Consider the following 21935-nt stretch of genomic DNA (forward strand, 5'->3'; position numbering starts at 1 on the left):
TCATTCTTCAACTGGCTGAATGAAAAAACAACTATTCAAAGAGCGCAAAAAGTAAGATCCACAAAAGGATTACTTATACATACGATGGGAAAAATCGCCATCGCATTCATTTATCTAATTTTTTAAATACTGATTCGCATAAATAATTGATTAATAGAAATATCCCCCCTAATAGCTGAAATAATCCATCAAAAGAAAATCAACAGGAAGCAATATAAGGTATCCCAACCGAAACCGGGATAATTGTATCATTCTCCTTTTTCAAGTCTTTTCTTATCTCCTTTGTTCAATTTCTTTTGGACAGTTCTGATACTTTCAGCTACAGGCAAATTTTCGGGTATCGTTCCTCCAATTTCTTTAATGGTCTTACGCACTTTTGCACCCACTTCATAATGGGTTTGATTGGCCTTCTGCTTTCCCTTTATATTATCTTTTCGTAATTTCTCTTCGGTTTATGTCGCGCGGAATAGATTAGCAGCCAGCTCGGTACTACCCATATGATCCAATATGTGTTGACTTTTTTTCAATCCTTTATGTTTATGTATACCCTTAGCGTCCAATCCTCCATATAAACCGGCATAACCATGGTTTTGAAATATGGCATAGTCCAGTCCATCCTGCACTCCTGCATTTTTTGCTGCAGCTGCCAGATAGGTATTATGTTTACTCATTTCATTTCTCAGGAAAATACGTCTCTCTTCTTCTGTACGAAGGCTATTGTAAGCATCCATTTGTTGTATTTCCTGAATGCGAGTTTGAACGGCAAAATATGTTTGACCCAATGCGACTACTTCTTTAGATGGATCGGCATTCTGAACAATCAAGTAACAGGCATAGCGGGAAAGTTTGTAACTTGGATACATGTGTTTAGCCCCTTGACCGGCAATTAACACCTCGTTGGCTTCAACGATGTGTTCAGATGGATCATTATCACTATTTTTGCTGGCTTCCCAAGCTTTCTCTATAACCCCGATAAAATTCCTAAAATCAGTATATCCCAATGCCTTGGAAAACTCCCTCGCCATCCAATACTCATTGCCGTTTTCATCTGTATGTTTGATCTTCTCAAACATATTTTCCTTGTTTTTTGATATCTCCTTTGCCATATCAATATATTTTAGCAGTTATAAAAAGCCTGAGTACCAGCAAATATATAAAAAAATAAAGAGTGACAGAAACAAAAAATAAAAAAACCTGTAAACTTAATCGCTTACAGGTTTTTAGACATAGGAGCGGAAGCGGGGGGATTCGAACCCCCGGTACAGTTACCCGTACGTCAGTTTAGCAAACTGGTGGTTTCAGCCACTCACCCACACTTCCTTGTGGATTTTCGCAAAATCGGATGCAAATATACAAGATTGTTTTCAACTTGTCAAAGAAAAGAAGACTTTTTCAAATGAATCTTTTTAATTTTGCACCGATTGTCATAAGTCAATATATAAAATGGAACAAGTAAAAAAGAAGAAAAAAGGGAAAAAGATAGTTCTGCTAGTTGTCAGCATTATATTTCTGTCGCTGGTTACGGCCGGGGTTTACCTATACAACACAGTTTTTCAGCCATTCTCGCTACCTGAAACAGTATATATCCATATAGACCGTGAGATGAGTTATGAAGATGTGGTTAAACAACTGAAAGAAGAGGCAAGTCTCCCATCGGAAGAAATATTCAGGCTGCTCGCTGAACAGATGAATTACCCCAACAAGGTAAGATCCGGAAGATATGCTATCGAAGACGGGATAACAATGCCGGATGTAATACGTCGGTTGAGATCGGGTACCCAGGCGCCTGTAAAGCTTACGTTCAACAATCTACGAACCGCGGAAAACTTTGCAGGACGGGTCTCTCAACAGTTGATGATCGATAGCCTTTCGTTACTCAACGCACTGAACGACCCAGCCAATGCCGACAAATTCGGATTCAACAACTACACATTTGTAGCAATGTTCATCCCAAATACGTACGAAGTGTACTGGGATGCAAGCATTGACAACTTGTTAAGCCGCATGAAGAGAGAATACGACCTCTTCTGGAATGCCGAAAGAAAAAATAAAGCCGAGAGAATAGGACTTACACCCGTACAGGTCTCTACCCTGGCATCCATCGTGGAGGAAGAAGCGACCTATGCAGATGAATACCCTATCGTCGCGGGACTGTATCTGAACAGGTTAAACAGAGGCATGCGACTGGAAGCCGATCCCACAATAAAATTTGCCCTGGGAGATTTCACGTTACGTCGTATTTTATTCAGGCATCTAGAGGTGGAATCACCTTACAACACCTATAAAAACAGCGGATTACCACCGGGTCCAATCCGTATCCCTTCCATACAAGGGATAGACGCCACATTATCACCCCAGCAACACGAGTATCTTTTTATGTGCTCCAAAGACGACCTTTCCGGTCGACACAACTTCGCAACCACTCATGCCGAACATTCACGAAATGCGGCGGCATACCAAAGGACATTGAATACACGGGGGATTTATTAATGCTATTTCAATCCTGTAAACGGTTGTTCGCAATCTTTCCGGATAGGCCACAAAATCATAAAAGTACAATCCTGGGTTATTTCTTATTCTTCAGCCGCTGCTTCACAGTTTCCTTATCCTGATGGATTTGCGCGACTAATTCATCTTTGGTGTCGAATTTCTGATCGGTACGGATAAAATCGATAAATTCCACGCTCATCGACTGATTATATAAATTGCCATCGAAATCAAAAAGATTAACTTCTACACTTATTTCATCGTCTGAATGTAACGTAGGACGTTTTCCGATATAAAGCATTCCCGGATAAATAAGATCGTGCAAATGTACTACTACGGCATAGACACCTAACTCGGGTACGACTTTATAACGTTCCCAAACCCGCATATTGGCAGTGGGATACCCAATTGTACGGCCGACCTGATATCCTTCCACGATTTTACCCGACAATCTGTAATTGTAAGATAAAAGCTCATTAGCCTCCTTTATTTTCCCCGCTTTCAATAATCGGCGTATCTGTGACGAACTCACATCATTACCACCCAATTGAAGTTCGGTAGCCTGGATCACATGAATCCCGAGATTATTCCCATATTGTCTGTATTCGGCATAACCATCCTCCCTATTGCGTCCGAAACGATGATCATAACCGACAACCAACCGTTTCACATGAAGCCGCTCTTTCAAAACCTTTTGCATGAAATCCTTCGCGGGGAGTAGTGAAAGTTCAACAGTAAACGGGAGACTGATACAATAGTCGATACCTGTGGTAGCCAACTGTTCAACTTTTTCGTCAAAGCCACACAAAAGTGCCGGTTGATAATCTGTTTGCAGTACTTTGCGGGGATGTACCGGAAAAGTGATCACAGCAGAGGGCAATCCATACCTGTCCGCTTCCTTCCTTACCTGATCGATCAAATGCCGATGACCAGTATGTACACCATCAAAAAAACCTACAGTCGCCACGAATGAAAGATCGCCAATCTCTTTCTCCACAGCCAAGTCAATGAATTTCAAAATCGAGTAAATTACGTATTAAACTGCGAATATAAAACGAATTTGGCAAAGCTTTGTTTAAAAATGAAAGATTCTTCGATATCTTTTCTTCCCTATCCGACCTATTGTCAAAGAAATCAGGCAAAATAGTTTCATATTAACATCATTTCTGTACCTTTGTATTCAACATTATCACATTATCAAGTTTAATCCTTTTAAATAAAAAAAGCGATGAGATCTAAATTTATTTTATTGGCTGTAATGAGTATGATTATCGCAACGACAGGTTGCACCGAAAACGCGAAACACAACACGCTCACGCAACAGGAGATTGCCGACGGATGGCAATTACTTTTCGACGGCACAACGTTGAACGGTTGGCGTGACTATAATGGGGAGAAACTGACGGCTCCCTGGTTTGCCGAAAACGGCATGATCCAGGCCAAAGGTGAAGGGGCTGATGAGCATGGTTATATCGTTACCGAAAAAACGTATGAAAATTTCGAATTGGTGTGGGATTGGAAGATTGCTGACGGCGGTAACAGTGGCATACTGTATCACGTGGTAGAAAACCCGAAATTTACCGTTCCTTACGTAACCGGACCGGAATACCAGTTGATCGATGATCTCGGATTCCCGGAACCGCTGGAAGAGTGGCAGAAGACTGCAGCAGATTATGCCATGCACACTACCGATCCGGCTAAGACCATTATCAAACCGGCAGGGGAATGGAACACTTCTAAAATAGTTTTTGATAATGGGCATGTGGAACACTGGCTCAATGGTGAGAAAGTGATTGAATTTGAAGCGTGGACCGAAGACTGGTTTAACCGCAAGAACAGCGGTAAATGGGAGAATGCACCTGAATACGGATTGGCAGGTAAAGGTGTGATTTGTCTGCAAGACCACGGTTCTGCCGCCTGGTTCCGTAATATAAAAATAAAAGAACTACCCCGCAAGACAAAAGAGGTAAACTTGTTCAACGGAACAGACCTGCATGGATGGGAGATCTACGGAACCGAAAAATGGTATGTTCAGGATGGGCTTCTGGTATGTGAAAGCGGTCCGGACAAACAGTACGGATATCTCGGTACCCGTGAATATTACGATGATTTTGATCTGACCGTTGAATTTAAACAGGAAGCCGACGGGAATTCAGGTGTCTTTATCCGTTCATTCGTAGAACCGGGTGCTATAGTAAATGGCTGGCAGGTAGAAGTAGCTCCCAAAGGGCATGACACGGGTGGCATCTATGAATCTTACGGCCGCGGATGGTTGGTACAGATTCCTGATGAAAAAGAAAATATTTTGAAAGAAGGAGACTGGAACACCTTGCGTATCATGGTAAAAGGCGACAACGTGAAAACCTGGCTCAATGGTGAAGAGATGGTCGACCTGACTGATGAAAAAATCGGAAAAGCACAGGGCCGTATCGCGTTACAGATCCACGACGGTGGAGGCATCAAAGTATTGTGGAAGAGCCTGAAAATAAAGACATTGTAATTAGAACATATAACAGGTGACAGAAACGGAAAAGCGGTACATTCTTCTGATTCGTTTTACTGATAAGGTAAAGCCCGGTCTCACAAAGGACTGGGTTTTATTTTCCTCTTCCAGTCCATTTTCTCACCTATCCACCTACCCCCTGTCCAACCTACCCACCTGTCCCCCTGTTCACTTTTCATATTTATTTCCATTTTATTTTGAAAAAAGAACCTATCTTTGTATGATTAACTCACTTAAAATAAAGAATGACAGAAAAAAACGGACTTTTACAAAGTATTATTGAAGGTATTCAGGAAAAAAAAGGGAAAAACATCTGTACTATTCATTTAAAAGGTATACCGGGCGCTGTCTGCGATTATTTTGTAATTTGTGAAGGCAATACCCCCACACAAGTATCGGCACTGGCTAATTCGATAGACGAGATTGTCAAGAAAAAAAGGCACGAGGATCCTATTCGTGTGCATGGTCTACAACGTGCCGAATGGATTGGTATGGATTACGGTAATATAATTGTACATATATTCCTGCCTGAACTTCGTAGTTTTTACAATATTGATAATCTTTGGGAAGATGCCCGATCAGAACACATTCCATCCATATATTAAAACTTATTTCTCAAAAGATTGTTACAATAATCCAGATGATTTTCCACACTAAGATCATCAAAAAAAATTTTGCAATAGAGAGTCAGTCAAATGAACAATACAAACAAAGAAAATAAACAGGACAAACAACCTACTCTGCGTCCGAAGATAGGCGGAAACAATAACGCTAAAAAACCATTCAATCCCTACTGGATTTACGCCATTGTGTTGGCATTTCTCATGGGAGTCTGGATGTTTGGACAGGATCCTTATTCAAATGAGGTAAAATGGTCCGATTTTCAAGAATACGTAAAAGACAACCGCGTAAAAAGTGTGGTGATATACAGCAACAAGAAGCTGGCTGAAGCAATGGTGCGTGATGAGTCTGTCAGTTATGTCTTCGGCGATAATGCCAACAAAGCAAGCAAATCACCGGTGATTTCTGTAAAAATAGGCTCCCCCGAGACGGCATCTCAATTTATTGATCAGGTGAAGTCTGAGAAGAATTATGATATTAAGGTAAGTTTCGATACCACGTCGGAAGTTTGGGGAATATTACTCACTTTTGCACCATTTCTCCTGCTCATCGTATTCTGGGTATGGATGATGCGCAGGATGCAGGGTGGTGCCGGAGGTGGTGGAGGCGTTTTCAACGTAGGCAAGTCGAAGGCGCAACTCTTCGACAAGGATTCCAGCCAGAAGGTGACATTTAAGGATGTGGCCGGTCTTTCCGAAGCCAAGGAAGAGGTACAGGAAATTGTGGAATTCCTGAAGAATCCCAATAATTACACAAACCTGGGTGGGAAGATACCCAAGGGAGCATTGCTTGTAGGCCCTCCCGGAACAGGAAAAACATTACTGGCAAAAGCCGTTGCAGGCGAGGCCAATGTACCTTTCTTTTCCATCTCCGGATCTGATTTCGTGGAGATGTTTGTCGGTGTGGGTGCTTCACGGGTAAGGGATCTCTTCCGTCAGGCCAAAGAAAAAGCCCCCTGCATTGTATTTATTGACGAGATAGATGCTGTAGGACGTGCCCGTGGAAAAAATAATAATTTCGGTTCGAATGACGAACGGGAAAATACGTTGAACCAGCTTCTTACCGAGATGGATGGTTTCGGATCGAACAGTGGGGTGATCATTCTCGCTGCCACCAACCGTGCCGATGTACTGGACAAGGCTCTGCTCCGTGCAGGCCGTTTCGACAGGCAGATCTACGTAGAACTTCCCGACCTGAACGATCGAAAGGAGATATTCAAGGTACACCTTCGTCCCGTCAAGATAGATGAATCTGTAGATGTGGAGTTTTTGGCAAGGCAAACACCCGGCTTTTCGGGTGCCGATATCGCCAACGTTTGTAATGAAGCAGCGCTGATTGCCGCAAGAAAGAAAAAGAAATTCGTAGAAAAAGAGGATTTCATGAATGCGGTTGACCGTATCGTGGGTGGGCTCGAGAAGAAGAACAAGATCATCACCCAGAATGAGAAGAAGGCTATCGCCATTCATGAAGCGGGACACGCCACGTTAAGTTGGTTCCTGCAATATGCTAACCCGTTGGTAAAAGTGACTATCGTGCCTCGGGGAAAAGCACTGGGGGCAGCCTGGTATTTACCTGAGGAACGGCAGATTACCACCAAAGAACAGATGCTTGATGAGATGTGCGCCCTTCTGGGAGGGAGAGCTGCCGAAGAAATATTTATCGGATCGATTTCGTCCGGGGCGATGAACGATCTGGAACGTGTAACCAAACAGGCATATGCCATGATTACCTATATGGGGATGAGCGATAAACTGCCTAACCTTAGTTACTATGATTCGTCAGGACAGGAATACACTTTTTCCAAACCGTATAGCGACGAAACCGCCAAGTTGATCGATAGCGAGGTGAAAGCAATGATCAACCAACAATACGACAGGGCGAAACAAATTCTTACAGATAAAGCGGAAGGCCATAACCAGTTGGCAAGTATCCTTCTGGAAAGAGAAATTATCTATTCCGACGACCTGGAAAAAATATTCGGCAAACGCTTATGGATATCACGCTCTCAGGAGATTCTGGAGAATGAAAAAAACTCTTCCGACGGTATACATATTTCGCCCAAACGACACGGGTCGGGAGATCATATTTTTATCGACACTGATGAAAAGGTCGCATCCACTTCACAGCAGGAAAATGAAAGCAATGAAGAGAGCAGAAAAACAACCGGTCTCAATGAATAAATAAAGAACAACGGCAATAGAGAATACCAATAATATTCTAAAGCTAACTGATAGCCTGACTTTTAAACAGTCAGGCTTTTTTTCTTTCATATTGTTTTATCTAATTTAACGAGGATCGATAATTATACGATTGAACATTTCAAGGATTGTTTTCGTTATAAGCACGAAGACGATTCGATGATTTATTGATTTGATAATTATTATTCAGTCAATCATTAAATGATCTAATCATTGCGGGGTACAGACCGTAACAACAAAAAATTCAGATGTATGAAAACAATTCATTATTACTTATTCGCAATATTATTCGCTTTGTCTGCAATCAGTTGCAACAGTTCCAACGCGAAAAACAATGAGAATAACAATTCTAAAAACAATATAAATATGAAATTCGAAAAAGTAGCATTACCTTATGCAACCGACGCTTTAGAACCGGTAATCAGCAAACAGACAGTAGAGCTTCACTACGGTAAGCACCATCAAGCCTATGTAGATAATTTGAATAAATTGGTAGTAGGGACAAAATTTGAAAATGCAGATCTTGAAACAGTAGTGAAAGAGAGTGACGGAGCGATCTTCAACAATGCAGGACAGATCCTCAATCATAATATTTACTTCACCTCTTTCAAAAAAGACGGCGGTGGTGAGCCGAAAGGTAAATTGGCCGATGCCATTAATGAGCAATTTGGATCGTTCGAAAAATTCAAAGAAGAATTCAATGCAGCCGGAGTTTCCGTATTTGGTTCAGGATGGGTATGGCTGGCAAAAGACCAGGCCGGTAAACTTTCTATCCTGAAAGAAAGTAACGCAGGTAATCCCGTTACAAGCGGTTTGGTTCCTATTTTAGGTTTTGATGTATGGGAACATTCATACTATCTCGATTACCAGAATCGCCGTGCCGATCACCTGAAAGAAATATGGAAGATCATAGATTGGGACGTGGTAAGTGCACGTTATTAATTGAAAGCAATCTTCCGGTATAATAGATCACAATAGTCAACTGGATGGGAGGGAGTGAAAAAAATTCACTCTCTCTTTTTTTATCCATTCATCATGATACCTGTTAACATCCTCCCCGAGTGTACTGTTTGCCTACGTGCCGAAAAGAATATATCTTCCTTCTCGAATGTGCACAATAGACTTTTTTCGATGTTTGCCTCAGGTACACCGAGTCTGATCAACTCTCTTCGGTTAATCTCTTTCAGGTCAACATGATATTTGGAATAGCGATTTTTTCTCGGAAAAAGAGAGAAGTCGGACAAGTCAAAGCCCTGATTCTTGAAACTGCTTACCACCTCATCACCCACTTCATAATGTGACACATCTATTGCCGGACCTATGCCCGCAATTATATCAGCGGGAGAAGAACCTAATTGTTGTTTCATCTCCACGACCGTCTTCTCTACAATTCGTCCCACAGATCCTCTCCATCCAGCATGAATAGCAGCTATCACATGATTCCTCTTGTCGTACAGAATAATCGGAACACAATCGGCTGTGGTGGCACACAGAAAAATATCTTTTTCAACAGTTATAGTTGCATCCACACCATACAGAGTCTCAATGGCTACAGCATGATCAAGATCGAAAAAAGTCTTGTCTATCGTCAATACCTTGGTCCCATGCGTCTGGTGAGGAATGACAAACCGGCTTATATCCATATAGAGCATACGGGCAAGTATTGCACGATTTTCACTGATATTCAACGGACTGTCATCAGAAAAATTCCCCATATTGAAGGAAGAGTAAGATCCGTCACTCACCCCACCCTCACGGGTAGTAGTAAAATGAACAATATTCTCTTCCCGGTCGAAAAGATCAAATAGAAGCAAATTGTTGTAAAGAGGGTGTGGCTTCATCTCAAAACGTTAAAAATCCTCTTCATAATAGTTGTCCTCTTCTTCCTCTTCTTCTCCAGAATCAGAGGCATCGTCGGGAAACTCCTCTTCCGATTCGAATTCTAAAAAAGACAGGTCAAGATTTCTGTGTACCAGCGTATCACGCGAAGCCGATATCGGCACATAATCATCCGAATTGAGTTCCCGCCAGATCAGATCTTTCAGCGCATGGATTCCGTACCCCGTAATAGAGGAAATAAACAGGTAAGGAATGTCTGGTAAGTCCAATGCTATCTCGTGCATCAGTTCTTCATCGAGCATATCTGCCTTTGAAATTGCCAGTAGATGGGTCTTATGCAACAATTCAGGATTATATTGAGTCAATTCGTTCAGCAGAATATTGTATTCCTCCTTTATGTCATCCGCATCGGCAGGGATCACGAAAAGCAATAAGGAGTTCCGTTCAATATGACGAAGGAACCGCAAGCCAAGTCCTTTACCTTCGCTGGCTCCCTCGATAATTCCCGGGATATCGGCCATCACGAACGACTTTCCTCCACGGTATTCCACAATACCCAAATTGGGCTGAAGTGTAGTAAAGGGATAGTTGGCGATCTTCGGCTTTGCAGCTGATACGACTGAAAGCAGGGTGGACTTCCCGGCATTGGGGAATCCTACCAATCCGACATCCGCCAATAGTTTCAACTCGAGAATTACCCACCGTTCCTGATAAGGTTCTCCCGGTTGAGCATAACGAGGGGTCTGATTGGTAGCCGACTTAAAATGGACATTACCCTGACCGCCACGGCCTCCCTTCAACAAGACAACCTCCTGTCCGTCATCGGTAATATCACATAAATACTCCCCTGTATGTGCATCATAGGCGACAGTACCACAGGGTACTTCAATCACCTTACTCTCGCCCTTTTTCCCGGAACGTTGGGCTTTCGCCCCACCTTCACCATGTCCGGCGAGGATATGCCGTTGATAACGCAGATGGAGCAATGTCCAGTAGTTACGATTACCACGGAGGATAATACTTCCGCCATCCCCTCCGTCGCCCCCGTCAGGACCACCCTTCGGGATATATTTTTCTCTTCTCAAGTGGGCAGAACCGCGTCCTCCCTTGCCTGACCTACAGAAAATCTTTACGTAATCTACAAAATTTGTTTCCGCCATCTTATTTTCCTAACTGGTCGATCTCTTTCGCGATGGAGCCGAAGATATCATCAATAGAACCGACTCCTTCAATATTTTTTAATGTGCTGCGTGTGCGGTAGAATTCCTTGAGCGGTTCGGTCTGCGAGTGATATACTTTCAGTCTCGATTCAATCGTTTCCCTATTATCATCCGACCGGCCGGAGATTTGCCCCCGTTTCAACAGTCGATCGATCAACTCTTCCTCTTCCACTTCAAGGCTGAGTACAGCATCTATAACCTCGTCATGTTTTGCCAACATCTCACCAAGTGCTTCGCCCTGAGCTAATGTGCGGGGAAAGCCGTCAAAGATAAACCCTTTGGCATCGCTATGCTTGCTGATCAGACTGTCCAATATATCAATCACCAACTCATCGGGGACGAGATGACCTTTCGACATGTATGAGTCGGCCAACTTACCCAGTTCTGTTTCTGCTTTAATCTCGTTTCGCAATATATCTCCGGTAGAGAGGTGTTTAAGCCCATATTTCTCCACTAATTTTGCGCTTTGTGTTCCTTTTCCCGATCCGGGAGCTCCAAAAATTACTATATTCAACATATCTTTCTTCAGTTAAGTTGCAAAGATACGATTTTTTTATTTTCCTCACGTTAGCTTCATCTCCGTTTTTACCCTGATCTAATTATCAGGAATCGAACTAATTTTTTCGTTATCTGTTTATTGAGAAGATATCAACATAAAACAGTCTCAATAATGAAAAAGGATGAATTCAAACAAAAAACGGTAGATGTAATTAACGAATTAGCGGATTATATCACCAAATTGGAAGAAAAAGCGGAAGAAATCGCAGAGGACGCAAAAGAAGAATACAGCGAACGGCTGGATAAACTGAAAGAGATGAAAGATAATCTCTCCGCCAAGCTGGCTGAATACGAGCAGGTAGCCGACACCAAATGGGATGTGGTGAAAGAGAGTGCGGGCAATTTTTTCACTACAGTTTCTGATGCATGGAAAGAGAATTTCGACAAGATAGCCGACGCCTTCAGGAAGTAGCTATTTGATATTGTCTTCGAAATGGTTTAGCTTGTTTTTCTCACCGGCTAACCAGAGGATATCGCCAGCTTCAAACACGAAAGAGGGAATAAGTTTTGTTTCCGACTGGCCTTCACGGTCGATACCAATAATCATGCACTCTGCTTTTTCCCGAATTTTGGAATTGGCAATGGTTTCCCCGACCAACGAAGAATCGGGGTCGATGATGTATTGCGAGACACTGATATGGTGTTCTCCATCGTTATTTTCCTTTTCGTTGACTAAGCCCTTTCTTTCATCCAGATACTGAAAGAAAGCCTGTATCTCGCTGTCCGAACCCGCTACTACAATCCGGTCGAACGGGAAGATCACCTGATCCGGACCGGGAATATTAATTTTCTTGTTTCCCCGGATGATTGCCACGATACTGACTCCCGTCTGTTCGCGGAAATCGAGTTCACGTATCATTTTTCCTGCACTGGGAGATAATTGTGAGACTTCACACTCTTCAATATGGATATTCTTGTTCAGCAGAGCATTGGCCACGGTCGGCAAGATAGCTGATTTATTTTCTTCATGCCGCTGCTTTTCATTGAAATTTCTCAGAAAACGGATTTCCATATCATGCGATTGCTTTTTCAATCCTTGGGAGAAGATGATAAACGTAATTAAGTTCAAGGCAATTACAACCATTAACACCGCCAGTTTTGGGAAAAGCGGGATGAGCACCATCAGGACAACAACCGTAGCCAGCACCACACGTATGGCCGTCAAGGAAATAATTGCACCACGGTTAATCGTACGTTCATGATTCCATAGATTTTTAAATTCCGGTGTCTGTGTTTTTCCTATCACCATAGCCTGTATGAAAGGAGACATCACCAACAGTGTGGTAAAACCCGATAAGATCTTGCCCCATGTATCCGGGACGTATGATAAAATAAAAGGGGTGACAAAGTTCCTGAAGAGCAATAATACCGCTATGGAGAGCATAAAATGGATACCAGTAGAAGTCAGGACGCTTTTCAGCAAACGGTTCCAGTCGCTTTGCTTGTTTACAGCCTTATAACTGGATGCAGCATAACCTGTGACAATCTTATTCCATCTTTGGGGAATCCTTTTCTCTATAAAAGCCGATACGGGATTGGCAATCTGTATACAGTAAGGGGTTGTGAAAGTCGTAATCACCGAAACGGCAACGATAATGGGATATAATGTTTCACTGATGACCCCGAGAGTCATACCCAGTGTCGCGATAATAAAGGAAAATTCCCCGATCTGTGCAAGACTGAACCCGGCATTGATAGAAACTTTCAATCCCTGTCCCGACGCCAATACTCCCAATGTGGCAAAAACGATACGTCCAACCAGTACGACCCCGGTGAACAGGAGGATCAAATCGACATGATCGATGATTATACTTGGGTTGATCATCATTCCCACAGAGACGAAAAAGACAGCTCCAAAAAGGTTTTTAAGGGGCTCGACCAGATGTTCGATACGCTTCGCCTCAATGGTTTCAGCGAGGATAGAACCCATGATAAAAGCGCCCAAAGCAGGAGAGAAGCCCACCTGCACGGCAAACAGTACCATTCCCAGGGCAAGCCCGACAGAAACGATCAGCAGAGTTTCATCGTTCAGATACCGTTTCAGTGTCTTTAATAAAGTCGGGATCACATAAATTCCCACCACGAACCAGATAAAAATGAAAAACAGCAGCTTCAACACACTGTTGAACAGTTCTGCCCCTTCGAAATGTTTACTTATCGCCACGGTAGAGAGCAGCACCATCATCACTATCGCGGCGATATCTTCCACGATCAGCATACCGAAGACGATACTGGCAAACTTCTTTTTTTGAAGCCCCATATCGTTGAATGCCTTGATAATGATCGTCGTCGATGACATAGAAAGCATTCCGCCCAGGAAAATACTATCCATCGCTGACCACCCCAATAATTGTCCGATAAAATAACCGATGACAATCATCGAACCCATATTGATCAGTGTGGCAATAGATGCCGTTCCGCCAACATCCATCAACTTCTTGAAACTGAATTCAAGTCCCAGCCCGAACAACAGGAAAATTACTCCGATTTCCGCCCAGACCGTCACGTTACCCATATCCGCCACGGTGGGAAGCCATGGTATATAAGGGCCTGCCAGAAGACCCGCTACGATATATCCCAACACGATCGGTTGTTTCAACCATTTGAAAACAATCGTCGCTATACTGGCGGTAATCAGGATCAGTGCCAGATCACCGATAAAATCGGGTAAATGTCCCATTGGCGTTTATTCTTTGAGTAGAAAAATGTTGATACTTGCTTGTGATCTAATTATGGGTTACAAATGTAGTGAAAACAATGAAAAAATCCAAGTTCGCTTGAATTTTCCGAAACACATATCCTTTAAATATAAGAAAAATGTTTTTTTTATGGTATATTTTTTTCTTTTTTCTACAAATAGACTATTAGTTATGACAATTCACTACTTTAATCTAAAGAATGCACATTCCTCTATTGTGGTATTTTTAATTATAATAATCCATTTTTTTTTTACACCGTAAAAAGCAATAACTACTTAAAAAAATAGAAGGAATAGAAATTTCTACTCCTTCAACGTTATCAGAGGTACCTGGCAGATTCGAACTGCCGTCAACGGTTTTGCAGACCGGTGCCTAACCACTCGGCCAAGGTACCATTTTCAAATTTAGCGCAAAGATAGAATATTTTTTCGAGTTATAAAAAGATTCCTTTGCATTTCTATTACTCTTTCAAGCTTTTTCCTTCAATCTATTTCAAGAAAACAGCAATCTGAAAGCATCACTCACCCTTTTCACCTGCTGGATATTGATCTTCATCTTTTTATTAAATCCTCTCAGATTATTGAATGGTACAAGAATACGGGAAAAGCCCAGTTTTTCAGCTTCCTGAATACGCTGTTCTATGCGATGTACAGGCCGGATTTCGCCCGACAATCCTACCTCTCCACAAAGACAGGTGTTATTTTCTATCGTCATATCGAGGCTGGACGAGAGTACCGCGCTGATGACCGCAAGATCCATACCGGGATCACTCACCCGCAAGCCACCGGCAATATTCAGGAAAACATCCTTTTGTGCCAGTTTGAATCCAGCTCGCTTTTCCAGCACTGCCAGCAACATGTTCATCCGCCGGATATCAAATCCGGTAGCCGAACGTTGAGGGGTACCATAGGCAGCGGTACTTACCAATGCCTGAGTTTCGATCAGGAAAGGGCGGACACCCTCCACCACTGCGGCAATAGCTACACCACTCAACCCGTCATGGTTCTGGGTCAACAGCAACTCCGACGGATTGCTCACCTCACGCAGTCCCGACTGGTTCATTTCGTAAATAGCTAATTCTGCAGTACTTCCGAACCGGTTCTTGACTCCACGAAGGATACGGTACATATAGTGCTGGTCGCCTTCAAACTGCAATACGGCATCGACCATATGTTCCAGGATTTTTGGACCGGCTATGCTTCCCTCCTTGGTGATATGACCAATCAACAACACCGGGACACCCGACTGTTTGGCAAATTTGAGGAGCAAGGCTGCACATTCACGCACCTGCGAAATTGTACCCGGCGACGATTCCAATGCCTCACTGTAAATGGTCTGTACCGAGTCGATGATCAATAGTTGCGGCGATACTTTCCTTACATGCTTAAAGATTTCATCGAGATTGGTTTCACACACGATTAGACATTCATCATTTTTTATGCCTATCCGGTCGGCACGCAACTTCAACTGTCCGGCACTCTCCTCCCCTGACACATAAAGCGACCTCATACCGGTAAGTTTGAGAATAGTCTGCAATACCAATGTCGACTTACCAATGCCCGGTTCTCCACCGATCAATACTACGGACGCCGGGACCAATCCACCACCCAGTATGCGATTCAACTCTCCGTCGTTCATATCGATCCTTGGCAATTCGTCAGCTTTGATCTTGCTCAGCGGCATTGGTTCGCTCTTCATCTCTGTGAAGGAACGGGTATCTTCCTGTTTAGAGCCAACATCCTTCCGCACTAGTTCTTCTACAAAGGTCGACCACTCACCGCAGGCAGGACATTTCCCCATCCACTTCGGAGATTCATACCCGCAACTGGAGCAAAAATAGACAGATTTCAGTTTCGCCATGGAGTCATTGTTTAGAAAGGTAAAGATAGAGAATTTTCTTGTATTTTTGTAAGTCAGAAAAAAACAAACACAGATGTCAGTCATTCATACACTCATTTCCAAATCACTGAATATCTCTCTCAGAAATGTAGAGAACAGTATCAAACTGCTAGAAGAAGGGGCTACCATCCCTTTTATCAGCCGCTATCGGAAGGAGGTCACAGGAGGTTTGGACGAAGTGAAGATCGCCAGCATCAAAGAATTATATGAAAAATATTTAGAGCTTGGAAAGCGTAAAGAATATGTATTGAAGTCGATTTCGGAACAGGAGAAGTTGACTTCCGAACTGGAAAAGCAGATCACCGATTGTTGGGACGGTACCGAACTTGAGGATATCTATCTCCCCTATAAGCCGAAACGGCAGACGCGCGCAGAGATTGCCCGCAAGAATGGTCTGGAACCGCTCGCTAAATGGTTGATGGCGCAGCATAACGGTTCAGCAGAAGTAAAAGCCACACAGTATCTCAATGAGAATGTGACTGATGCGGAAACGGCATTGAAAGGGGCTCGTGATATTATTGCCGAATGGGTAAACGAAGACACTCATGCACGCCAGTTGGTAAGAAATGTGTTTGCCCGTGAGGCGGTAATCACTTCCAAAGTGGTGAAAGGAAAAGAGGGAGAAGGTGAGAAATACCGGGATTATTTCGATTTCTCCGCACCTTTGTCACGTTGTCCGTCACACCGCCTCCTGGCCATTCGTCGTGGAGAGGCAGAAGGATTTCTGCGGGTCTCCATCACTCCTGATGATGATAAATGCCTCGACAGGCTGGTTCCCCGCTATGCCAAAAATGATTGTGAAGCGGCAGATCATGTGGAAGATGCAGTGACCGACAGCTATAAACGACTTCTGAAACCTTCCATAGAAACGGAATTTGCCAATCTCTCTAAAGAACTGGCCGATGAGGCGGCTATAGCCGTCTTCGCAGAAAACCTGCGTCAATTGCTGTTAGCTCCCCCTTTGGGACAGAAACGCATTCTGGGAGTCGACCCCGGTTACCGCACCGGTTGTAAGTTGGTTTGTCTGGATGAACAGGGAAATTTGCTGCATAACGAGACCATCTATCCCCATCCACCACAAAACGAGTTCTCCAAATCGGCAAGTAAGATAGTCAAACTCGTTTCCACCTACCGGATCGATGCCATTGCCATCGGGAACGGTACTGCCAGCCGTGAGACTGAACGCTTTATCACCAATCTGAGATATGAAAAAGAGGTGAAGGTGTTTGTGGTAAGCGAAAGCGGTGCATCGGTCTATTCTGCCTCGAAGACAGCCCGTGAAGAGTTTCCGGAGTATGATGTGACAGTACGTGGCGCTGTTTCTATCGGACGGCGACTGAGCGACCCGCTGGCTGAGTTGGTGAAGATCGATCCCAAATCGATCGGTGTAGGTCAATACCAGCATGATGTGGATCAGACAAAATTAAAAAAATCGCTTGACCAGACAGTAGAGAACTGTGTGAACCTCGTGGGAGTGAACCTGAACACAGCCAGCAAACACCTGCTTACCTATGTCTCAGGGTTAGGAGAGTCGTTGGCACAGAATATCGTCAATTATCGGGCAGAACATGGCCCCTTCCGTTCACGCAGGGAATTGAAGAAAGTACCCCGTTTAGGCGAGAAAGCGTTTGAACAATGCGCTGGGTTCCTCCGCATTCCCGATGCAGAAAATCCGCTGGATAACTCCGCCGTGCACCCGGAAAGCTATACGATCGCTGAACGGATGGCCAAAGACCTAAAATGTACAGTGAAGGAACTGATTCGTAACAAACCGTTGATCGAAACCATCGACATCAACCGCTATAAAACGGGGACCGTGGGTGAAGAAACACTTACTGACATACTTCAAGAGTTGGAGAAGCCGGGAAGGGATCCGCGCACCCAGGTACAGGTCCTGGAATTTGACCCCAATATCCGCACCATCAACGATCTGAAAGAAGGCATGACCCTTCCAGGCATCGTGACCAATATCACCAATTTTGGTTGCTTCGTGGATGTAGGTATCAAGGAAAACGGACTGGTACATATCTCCGAACTGGCCGACCGTTTCGTCTCCAATCCTACCGACGTGGTATCACTTCACCAGCATGTAAAAGTAAGGGTGATATCCGTTGATCTGGAACGCAAACGGATTCAGCTCAGTATGAAAACGGTGGATAGGTGATTAGGTAGATGGGATGTGATGATGTACAAATGTGCAAATAGGCACAATCAACAACTTTTGTCCCAATCAATCATCAGTTGCCTTTCGAACAGGTTAAAACTCTTCCGGTGATGGGGTGTGATTCCGTACTGTGCTAGTGCTTCCCGATGGGTTTTGGTGGGATAACCCTTATTGTGAGACCAATCATAGGCGGGATATGTTTCATGGAGTTTTTGCATATACTCATCGCGGTATGTTTTGGCAAGGATAGAGGCAGCAGCGATAGAGCGATATTTTGCATCTCCCTTAACTACACAGGTATGAGGAATGCTGCCAAAGGGACGGAAACGATTACCATCCACCAGTATATGTTCAGGAGATGTAGATAAACAAGTTAAAGCGCGGTGCATCGCTTTTACAGAAGCCCAAAGGATATTGATCTCATCAATCTCTTCGGACGAACAGCTTTCCACGGCATAACACAACGCATTTTCTTCGATGATTATCCGTAATTCGGCACGCTCCTTTTCCGAAAGTTGTTTCGAGTCATTCAATCCGTCGCACTGAAAATCATCAGGGAGTATCACCGCAGCAGCAAAAACAGGACCTGCCAGACAACCACGTCCCGCCTCATCGCATCCGGCCTCCAAACGCCCGGACTCCAAACAACCCAACAAAGGATTCCTCTGTTTCATCTTAACTTCTTAACTTCAACAAACTTTTTCCACTCTCCACCTGTCCACCTATCATCACCGAAGCGGTATCACTACCCGGTTATCTTCCGGAGGGAAATCAAAAACAAATGAATCCGGATCAACCTCACTTTCCATCAGATCGGCAAAAGCAAGAATTGTCTTTTTCATCTCCAGTTCCGGTTTTTCATCTCCCTTCACATGCATCATATTGAGTTTCACAACCACATCGGTCAGCATGTCAAAGGTCTCTTGCGACATGGATATACCCAACCCTTCCAACCGTATCTCTGCCACACGTCGTGTTATAGCTTCCAGCTTATCCTTGTAGAGACTGCCCAGATCAGGATTGGAGGGAACCGATTCCACAAAACGGGTATCAATAGAAAGGGCAGTATCATCCAACATCATGATCCTGTATGCAAAAGGATACTGTGCCAAAGAAGCAGTCTCCACATCATAGATCTCATTTCCGGCCGAAGAGGTACGCCTGGTAATATCGTTAGCATGGAAATGACCTGTAAAAACCACTTTTAATCCTGCATCAGCAAGAAGATCGGCATTCTTCTCCCATTCATCGATCAGATATTGGGGGAAGAAAGTTGCCTGATAGGGCATATGCTCCACAAGACCATGATGCATCATTCCCAACACCCTAATTCCCCTCTCTTTCGCTTCCCGGAGGATGTCAAGAGCCCAGGTCATTGTCTCCGGCAATATACGCCCACTGGTTATAGAAGTTGTCACATGCTCGTCATAACGGTTGCTATCGAAACAGAGGAGCCAGACGGAATCGGTAACTTCAGCAAGATAACTCAGAGAAGTTCTATCCCTCTTCAGTGCATCCGAATAACCGAACGGAGCATATATCTCCGCAAATTCCTCCTTTGAAACTGTTTCTGTTGGTGTAGCCTTGCTTCCCCGATAAGTTTTCGCATCAGGAATATTGATATCATGATTACCCGGAATAACAAGAATGCGGATACCCTGATTATGTAATCTCCTGAGTTTTTCAATAAAAGCGAGGTGGCTTTGCTTCTCCCCATGATTGGTAATATCACCGGTTACTAACAACAGATCGGGGGCTTCATCGCACAAATCGGCCAATACCACATCCAGTACTTTATGTAAATCGTTTATATTTCTTCCGGTTGCCTTCTCGTATGCAGAAAGGGCGGTGCCTTCCGATGTGAGTTGACCGTCGAGAAAATGAATATCGGAGATCACAGCAATCTTTATGGCATCTGTGGTTCCTGACGAAGCACATCCGAGAATAAGGATGAACAGCAGAATGGGAATATAGAGGAAGCTTCTCATCTTGAAAAATGTAACACACAAAAAAGCCGCCTCTAATTTTACTTCGAAACGGCTTCCATATCATGAATTAAGCAAACTTTCAATTTCATCGATATCGGATCGGAATCCTTTATCCACCTCATAATAGTCTTTTACCGTATTGCAGGCATGAAGTACGGTAGCATGATTACGATTGCCTACTTGTACTCCAATCTGGGAAAGCGACAATTCTGTATGTTTCTTGATAAAATACATAGTTACCTGGCGTGCCTGTACTATTTCGCGCTTTCGTGATGCAGACTGGATAAGGTCTTTCTTCACATGATAGAAGTCAGAAACAATATCCTGAATTTTTTGGACAGTAATACGTTTCTTCTCAAATTTAATACTTTGTTCCGCTACTCTACGGGCCAGTACCAAATCAATCTCCCGATTATTAATAATGGAGTGAGCCATCAAAGAAACCACAATACCTTCCAGATCACGCACGTTTTCCGTAACATTCTCTGCAATATATTCGATTACATTTTCCGGAATAGTAAGACCATCTGCTAATACCTTACTTTGAAGGATCTTTTTACGAAGCTCTTTATCAGGACGTTCCAACTTGGTAGTAAGCCCCCAGCGAAAACGGGTAAGCAAACGTTCTTCTACACCCTGCATATCCATCGGCGGGCAATCGGAAGTCATAATCAGTTGCTTGTTGTTCTGATGCAGGTGGTTGAATATATGGAAGAAAGTATTCTGTGTTTTCTCCAATCCAGAAAGTTCCTGAATATCATCGATCAAAAGCACATCAATACTCTGGTAAAAGTTGATAAAATCATTGATCGTATTGAAGCGACGGGCATCGGTATACTGTACTTTAAACAGATGAGCAGAAATATAAAGAACCTTCTTGTCAGGATAAAACTCCTGCACTTTCGATCCAATAGCATGACAAAGATGCGTTTTTCCAACGCCGGAATTACCATGTACAAACAGCGGATTGAATGCCGTTTTTGCCGGATTCATAGCAACTGCCTCAGCTGCCGTGCGCGCAAGACGGTTACTCTCCCCCTCAAAAAAATTAAGGAATGTATACTTTGAATTAATCTGAGAATCGAATTCTGACGTTTCCACCCTATCGAAAGGGCTGGGTACCTTTGCCGAGACCTTACCCGCCACGTTCCTGTCCGCACCGGCATAAGGCTTGGTTTCCCCACGCAATTCAACGACAGTATTACTTTCTGTCTCTACCAGTATACGATAGTTAAGGATGGTTCCCTCCCCCACCTCCCGATATAGTGTATGCTGTATAAGATCAAGGTATTTATCTTCCAGATACTCGTAAAAAAACTGACTGGGAACCTGTACTGTAAACACATGATCTTGATACTTTAGCGGAACAATGGGTAGGAACCACGTATTGAACGCCGGTTCGGGGATATTGTCCCGAATGACATTCAAACAATTATTCCATAAAAGTCGGCAATCCTTATTCATTGGTAAAAATGATCTTTTGATTCTTCGCAAACGAACTACAAATTTTCAAAAAAAAAACGAGATAAAAAAATAAACTTCAGCTCTTCTTTTTGATTACTAAAAAAAGGCGCTATTTATCAATAAAATAGAACCAAAAGCTTACTTTTCAACATATTACAATAAACAACAAACCCGAACACAACTGATTAACAACATGATATAAAAAGCATAGAGTTATCGATAAATGACGGAAAAAGTTACGATATTGTTACTTAACTTCGATCAAACAAAGAGTTTGTCACTATTCACCCACAGA

Annotated in this window: 17 protein-coding genes, 2 tRNA genes and 1 pseudogene; 8 read left to right on the forward strand and 12 right to left on the reverse strand. The window is 43.4% G+C overall.

Annotated features, from left to right (window positions below):
• Positions 1 to 126, forward strand: a pseudogene (locus tag VB073_RS05735) (transposase); the annotation flags it as partial.
• Positions 127 to 452: 326 nt separating this feature from the next.
• Here VB073_RS05735 and dinD read toward each other — a convergent pair.
• Positions 453 to 1106: a DNA damage-inducible protein D gene (dinD, locus tag VB073_RS05740; RefSeq protein WP_323403197.1), complete on the reverse strand. Its 654-nt coding sequence runs from the start codon at positions 1104 to 1106 to the stop codon at positions 453 to 455.
• A gap of 127 nt (positions 1107 to 1233) precedes the next feature.
• A tRNA-Ser gene (locus VB073_RS05745) sits at positions 1234 to 1320 on the reverse strand.
• A 123-nt stretch (positions 1321 to 1443) separates the two neighbouring features.
• Here VB073_RS05745 and mltG point away from each other — a divergent pair.
• Positions 1444 to 2490 (forward strand): endolytic transglycosylase MltG, encoded by a 1047-nt coding sequence (gene mltG, locus VB073_RS05750; protein WP_323403198.1) that lies wholly within the window; start codon positions 1444 to 1446, stop codon positions 2488 to 2490.
• A gap of 76 nt (positions 2491 to 2566) precedes the next feature.
• Here mltG and ribF read toward each other — a convergent pair whose 3' ends face one another.
• Positions 2567 to 3505: a riboflavin biosynthesis protein RibF gene (ribF, locus tag VB073_RS05755; RefSeq protein WP_416349506.1), complete on the reverse strand. Its 939-nt coding sequence runs from the start codon at positions 3503 to 3505 to the stop codon at positions 2567 to 2569.
• A gap of 240 nt (positions 3506 to 3745) precedes the next feature.
• Between ribF and VB073_RS05760 the strand changes: the two genes are divergently transcribed.
• The 4 genes from VB073_RS05760 to VB073_RS05775 all read left to right on the forward strand — a co-directional run bounded on the left by VB073_RS05760 (position 3746) and on the right by VB073_RS05775 (position 8751).
• Entirely contained in the window at positions 3746 to 4987 is a 1242-nt protein-coding gene (locus VB073_RS05760; protein WP_323403280.1) for a DUF1080 domain-containing protein, read from the forward strand.
• A gap of 248 nt (positions 4988 to 5235) precedes the next feature.
• Positions 5236 to 5595, forward strand: coding sequence for a ribosome silencing factor (gene rsfS, locus VB073_RS05765; protein WP_323403199.1), 360 nt, complete (start codon positions 5236 to 5238; stop codon positions 5593 to 5595).
• A gap of 90 nt (positions 5596 to 5685) precedes the next feature.
• Complete coding sequence (gene ftsH, locus VB073_RS05770) at positions 5686 to 7791, forward strand: ATP-dependent zinc metalloprotease FtsH (protein ID WP_323403200.1); 2106 nt, start codon at positions 5686 to 5688, stop codon at positions 7789 to 7791.
• Between the two features lie 384 nt (positions 7792 to 8175).
• On the forward strand, positions 8176 to 8751 hold the full coding sequence (locus tag VB073_RS05775; RefSeq protein WP_323403201.1) for a superoxide dismutase: 576 nt from the start codon (positions 8176 to 8178) through the stop codon (positions 8749 to 8751).
• 80 nt (positions 8752 to 8831) lie between these two features.
• On the opposite strand, the gene pgeF is transcribed toward VB073_RS05775, so the two are convergent.
• From pgeF to VB073_RS05790, 3 genes are read right to left on the reverse strand one after another with little or no spacing between them, the layout of a single operon-like run.
• Positions 8832 to 9623 carry a peptidoglycan editing factor PgeF gene (pgeF, locus tag VB073_RS05780; RefSeq protein ID WP_323403202.1) on the reverse strand — a complete coding sequence of 264 codons (792 nt, stop codon included), beginning with the start codon at positions 9621 to 9623 and terminating at the stop codon, positions 8832 to 8834.
• Between the two features lie 36 nt (positions 9624 to 9659).
• Complete coding sequence (gene obgE, locus VB073_RS05785; RefSeq protein ID WP_323403203.1) at positions 9660 to 10808, reverse strand: GTPase ObgE; 1149 nt, start codon at positions 10806 to 10808, stop codon at positions 9660 to 9662.
• A gap of 1 nt (position 10809) precedes the next feature.
• Positions 10810 to 11385: an adenylate kinase gene (locus VB073_RS05790; protein WP_323403204.1), complete on the reverse strand. Its 576-nt coding sequence runs from the start codon at positions 11383 to 11385 to the stop codon at positions 10810 to 10812.
• Between the two features lie 153 nt (positions 11386 to 11538).
• Between VB073_RS05790 and VB073_RS05795 the strand changes: the two genes are divergently transcribed.
• The gene (locus VB073_RS05795; RefSeq protein ID WP_323403205.1) at positions 11539 to 11838 is read left to right on the forward strand and encodes a hypothetical protein; all 300 of its coding nucleotides are present in this window, start codon (positions 11539 to 11541) and stop codon (positions 11836 to 11838) included.
• Here VB073_RS05795 and VB073_RS05800 read toward each other — a convergent pair whose 3' ends face one another.
• From VB073_RS05800 to radA, 3 genes are all read right to left on the reverse strand, one after another.
• On the reverse strand, positions 11839 to 14106 hold the full coding sequence (locus VB073_RS05800) for a cation:proton antiporter (RefSeq protein WP_323403206.1): 2268 nt from the start codon (positions 14104 to 14106) through the stop codon (positions 11839 to 11841).
• 342 nt (positions 14107 to 14448) lie between these two features.
• Positions 14449 to 14519: transfer RNA gene (locus VB073_RS05805), tRNA-Cys, on the reverse strand.
• A 98-nt stretch (positions 14520 to 14617) separates the two neighbouring features.
• The gene (radA, locus tag VB073_RS05810) at positions 14618 to 15985 is read right to left on the reverse strand and encodes a DNA repair protein RadA (RefSeq protein WP_323403207.1); all 1368 of its coding nucleotides are present in this window, start codon (positions 15983 to 15985) and stop codon (positions 14618 to 14620) included.
• 73 nt (positions 15986 to 16058) lie between these two features.
• Between radA and VB073_RS05815 the strand changes: the two genes are divergently transcribed.
• The gene (locus VB073_RS05815; protein ID WP_323403208.1) at positions 16059 to 18188 is read left to right on the forward strand and encodes a Tex family protein; all 2130 of its coding nucleotides are present in this window, start codon (positions 16059 to 16061) and stop codon (positions 18186 to 18188) included.
• A 47-nt stretch (positions 18189 to 18235) separates the two neighbouring features.
• Here the strand turns inward: VB073_RS05815 and VB073_RS05820 are convergent, their stop codons facing one another.
• From VB073_RS05820 to dnaA, 3 genes are read right to left on the reverse strand one after another with little or no spacing between them, the layout of a single operon-like run.
• Positions 18236 to 18862, reverse strand: a complete 627-nt coding sequence (locus tag VB073_RS05820; RefSeq protein ID WP_323403209.1) for a ribonuclease HII — start codon at positions 18860 to 18862, stop codon at positions 18236 to 18238.
• A 54-nt stretch (positions 18863 to 18916) separates the two neighbouring features.
• Positions 18917 to 20176 (reverse strand): metallophosphoesterase, encoded by a 1260-nt coding sequence (locus tag VB073_RS05825; protein WP_323403210.1) that lies wholly within the window; start codon positions 20174 to 20176, stop codon positions 18917 to 18919.
• A 60-nt stretch (positions 20177 to 20236) separates the two neighbouring features.
• Complete coding sequence (dnaA, locus tag VB073_RS05830) at positions 20237 to 21640, reverse strand: chromosomal replication initiator protein DnaA (RefSeq protein ID WP_323403211.1); 1404 nt, start codon at positions 21638 to 21640, stop codon at positions 20237 to 20239.
• Positions 21641 to 21935 lie beyond the last annotated feature (295 nt).

The organism is Proteiniphilum sp. (assembly GCF_034927365.1).
In the GTDB taxonomy this organism is placed as follows: domain Bacteria; phylum Bacteroidota; class Bacteroidia; order Bacteroidales; family Dysgonomonadaceae; genus Proteiniphilum.